Source organism: Alcanivorax sp. HI0044 (assembly GCF_001634945.1).
In genome coordinates, this window is record NZ_LWEZ01000322.1 from 1 (window position 1) to 753 (window position 753).

At 60.0% G+C, this 753-nt stretch carries 1 protein-coding gene; it reads right to left on the minus strand.

Annotated features, from left to right (window positions below):
• Positions 1–753, minus strand: a 753-nt coding sequence (locus A3730_RS03865) for a pyridoxal phosphate-dependent aminotransferase (protein WP_231883836.1), incomplete at both ends; no start/stop codon positions are given.

The window sequence follows — 753 nt, forward strand, 5'->3', positions numbered from 1 at the left end:
GACACGCATACCGGCCATGGAAAAGGTTTTCGAGAAACTGCTGATCACCATGACGTGGTCCAGGTCCGGGCAGCTGGACAGGACGCTGGGGTAATGCTTTCCGTCGTAGATCAGGTGGTCATAGACCTCGTCGCTGATCACATGGATGCCGCGATAGGCCGCTTCTTCGACAATGGCTTCGATGGTTTCTCGTGGGTAGATGGTGCCGGTGGGATTGCTGGGGGAGTTGAGAATCACCGCGAAGGTATTGGGCCCCATGGCGTCAATCACTTCCTGGGGATCCAGCTGATGGTTGTTCTCGGCGCGGGTGGCAATGTTGCGCACGATGCCACCGTTCATGCGGATCAGTGGACCGTAGAGCATGAAAGACGGGTCCGGCACGATGAATTCCCGGCCGGGGGCCGAGGTGGCCGTCAACGCCAGATACAGGGCTTCGGTGGCGCCCGTGGTCACCATGAAGTTTTCCGGCACCAGGGTGCGTTGATAGCGTTTGCTGTAGTACTCCGCCAGCGATTCCAGCAGCTCCGGCAGGCCGGCGTCCATGGTGTAACCGGTCTGGCCAGCGTAGAGCGCATCCACCCCGGCCTGAATCACGTGCTCCGGCGGTTTGAAGTCGGGCTGGCCGATGGACAGATGAATCACATCGTCCAGGTCTGCAGCCAGGTTCACCATGCGGCGGATACCCGGCACCGGAATGGTCAACAGCGCCGGGTTCCAGATCGGGTCTTCGCTTTCGTAAAAATCCGTGTCCAG